We start from the raw sequence: 3,441 nt of genomic DNA, 5'->3' as shown, positions 1-3,441 counted from the left end.
TAAAGATGGCTTTAGAGCGTACTTTCTCAATCGTAAAACCAGATGCCGTAGCTAAAAACCACATCGGCGCTATCTACAACCGTTTCGAAACTGCTGGCCTTAAAATCGTTGCAGCTAAAATGGTTCACCTTTCAAAAGAGAAAGCTGAAGGTTTTTACGCAGAGCACAGCGAGCGTCCTTTCTTTGGCGCTTTAGTATCTTTCATGACATCTGGCCCAGTAATGGTTACCGTGCTTGAAGGCGAAAATGCTGTTCTTAAAAACCGCGAAATCATGGGTGCTACTAACCCTGCTGAAGCACTAGCAGGCACTTTACGTGCAGACTACGCAGACAGCATCGACGAAAATGCAGTTCACGGCTCTGACGCTGTAGAATCTGCTGCACGCGAAATCGCGTACTTCTTCGCTGACGAAGAGCTTTGTCCACGTACTCGTTAATTCGAGTTTCACAGCTAATCCTGTGATGCAAAGTATGAAAAGGGCTTTCGGGCCCTTTTTTAGTCATTAACTAAGTGGTTATTCGCAGCCATTTAACTGTTTAGTTAATGATTAAATTGAATGAATTGTGTACAATTCGTCACTGTAGTTTATCTCCACCGTCACCAATTGAGGTTGTTTCATGGCCGAGCAAAAAAAGATTAATTTATTAGATTTAAATCGCGATGCAATGCGCGAGCTGTTTGTATCGTTCGGTGAGAAGCCGTTTCGTGGCGACCAGGTGATGAAATGGATTTACCATTTTGGCGTTGATAACTTTGACGACATGAGCAACGTGAACAAAAAGCTCAAAGAAAAGCTCAAAGCTGAGTGTGAAATTGTTGCGCCCGAAATATCAGTTCGTCAGCAAGCTAAAGATGGCACGATTAAATACGCCTTGGTGCTTGAAGGCGGCCAAGAAGTAGAAGCCGTGTGGATCCCTGAAAAAGAGCGCGCTACCTTGTGTGTTTCGTCACAAGTGGGCTGTGCCCTTGAGTGTACCTTTTGCTCTACCGCCCAACAAGGCTTTAACCGTAATCTAAAAGTATCTGAAATCATTGGCCAAGTATGGCGTGTGGCCAAAGACATTGGCCTTGATGGTAACAGCGAAAAACGCCCCGTCACTAACGTGGTGATGATGGGCATGGGTGAGCCATTGCTAAACGTGAAAAACGTGGTGCCCGCCATGGAGCTGATGATGGACGATTGGGGCTTTGGTTTATCGAAGCGCCGCGTTACTCTAAGTACCTCGGGCGTGGTTCCTGCGCTGGATTTATTAAAAGAAAAAATAGACGTGGCACTGGCTATTTCACTGCATGCGCCCGATAACGCGTTGCGTGATATTTTGGTCCCCATCAATAAAAAATACCCGATTGAAGAATTTTTAGCCGCCTGTCGTCGTTATATCGATGGCTCAAAAGCGAATAAAGATGTCACTATTGAATACGTTATGCTTAACGGCATAAACGACAGTACCGATCAGGCACATGAACTGGTGAAAACGCTTAAAGGCACACCGTCTAAGGTTAATCTTATTCCGTTTAACCCGTTCCCGGGTAACGAATATACCCGTTCAAGCAATAGCCGCATTGACCGTTTTTCTAAGGTATTACAAGCAGCTGGCATTACCTGTATTGTGCGTCGCCCACGCGGTGATGATATCGACGCGGCCTGTGGTCAATTAGCGGGCGATGTTGTTGATAGAACAAAACGCATGGCGAAAAAGAAAATGCGTGACGATAACGCCATTGCCGTTAATATTCACCAAGCATAAATTAAGTGAGTCAGCGGTGTTGAATCGCCTCGTGATCAACACCGCTTGTTATTAAGTCGTTTATTTTTAAATAATTGATGCAACGTAGATGCTTTTAGGTAAGATAGGCACTATGGAAGAAAATAAAGAGACTAGGTAATGCGATCTTTACTTATTTTAACTCTCTCTACGCTCGCCTTAGCTGGCTGTGTCACCGAGAATAGTTATAATGGCAGTGATAAACCCGTTGTCAAAAATAAAATTAATAACGCAGGCGCAGCCCGTACACGTATTGCACTGGCTCTACAATATTTAAATACCGGTAACAATTCGCAAGCCAAGTATAATCTTGAACGCGCACACAGTTACGCGCCCAACCTACCCGAAGTCCATTATTCTTTAGCCTATTATTACCAGCAAGTAGGCGAAAATACCCTCGCCGATAAAGCGTATCAAAAAGCCTTGGCGATAAAGCCCGACGATCCAAATACGCTCAATAACTATGGGGTATTTTTGTGCGGTATTAACGAATACGATCGCGCGACCGATCAATTTTTAAAAGCCATTGAAATTCCAAGCTATATTCGTGTTGCCCAAAGTTATGAAAACTTGGCGTTGTGCGCGATTGAATTTAACGACTTTGACAACGCCGAAAGCTACTTTAAACAAGCGATTAATCATAGCTCACAACGTGCCTCAACATTAATAAGTTTAGCCGCGTTATATTACGCCAAAAGCGACTTATACAAAGCAACAGAGCTGTTAAAACGCTACGAAGATACCGCACAAATTTCAGCACGTGCGCTGTTACTCAATTATTTGATCAAACAACGTATGGGTAAAATAGAAGCGGCAGAAAAAATAGCGGCCACCATTTTACAAACCTACCCTAGTAGTGAGCAGGCTGTTGCGCTTAGAGAGCATAAAATTAGACACACCGAGTTTGAAGTATTACGTGAAAAATACCGCCAAGCGCAACTCGATAAAATACAAAGCAAAAGCGACGAAACCCGCTTAGCGGCGAAACCTAAAATAAAAGTGGTACGTAAAAAACGCGCCAGCCAAAACGATTCAACCAGCTTAATTGCCAGCAATACGCACAACAGCAACACGCAACAGCCACAAGTGACTGTGCTGCAAGCTGACGCTATTATCACTGAGCAAACCGTTAGCGCAACGACAACCAGTACAATACCTGCTGCGGCGAACACGACCAGCGTCGAGAACCCAGTAGGGCTTATCAATACGCCAGCTGAAAAAACCAGCAGTACGGTTGATAACAGCCAAAATCAACCCAGTGCCGCTGTCTCAAAAGTGCAACCCGCAGCAAGCACGGCAACGCAACAAAACGACGTTAAAATAATTTCCTTTGGTGCGCCACAAACAGCCAATCAGTCAGTCGCTCCGGTAACGAATACCAGTACGCCAAGTAGTAATGCTAACAGCGGCGCCGTGGTTTTTTATCAAGCCACTAAAAACCCTGATGTATTTAATAATACCCAAGCGCGCAATAGCGATACTTTTGCGCTGAGAAACGCGCAAACTAATACCGAAAATCAGCGCCCGATGCTCAACCCTAACGTTGCCCCGTTAAGTGTGCCGTTCCATATTATTGAGTTTGGCGAAAACCTCTTTAGCATTTCGGTACGATACAATGTTAAACTACAAAAGCTGTTGCAATGGAATGGACTAAAAGAGTCAGATCGGGTAATG

At 44.4% G+C, this 3,441-nt stretch carries 3 protein-coding genes; all 3 read left to right on the top strand.

Annotated features, from left to right (window positions below):
• Positions 1-5 precede the first annotated feature (5 nt).
• On the top strand, positions 6-437 hold the full coding sequence (ndk, locus tag ABYB02_RS15765; RefSeq protein WP_004586996.1) for a nucleoside-diphosphate kinase: 432 nt from the start codon (positions 6-8) through the stop codon (positions 435-437).
• Between the two features lie 181 nt (positions 438-618).
• Positions 619-1,749: a bifunctional tRNA (adenosine(37)-C2)-methyltransferase TrmG/ribosomal RNA large subunit methyltransferase RlmN gene (locus tag ABYB02_RS15760; RefSeq protein ID WP_372763345.1), complete on the top strand. Its 1,131-nt coding sequence runs from the start codon at positions 619-621 to the stop codon at positions 1,747-1,749.
• A 138-nt stretch (positions 1,750-1,887) separates the two neighbouring features.
• A partial coding sequence (pilW, locus tag ABYB02_RS15755) for a type IV pilus biogenesis/stability protein PilW (protein WP_372763344.1) occupies positions 1,888-3,441 on the top strand: 1,554 nt, incomplete at its 3' end.

Source organism: Pseudoalteromonas sp. (genome assembly GCF_041613455.1).
In the GTDB taxonomy this organism is placed as follows: Bacteria; Pseudomonadota; Gammaproteobacteria; order Enterobacterales; family Alteromonadaceae; genus Pseudoalteromonas.
Note: the sequence above shows the minus strand (reverse complement) of the source record. Positions and strands in the feature narration are given on the sequence as shown.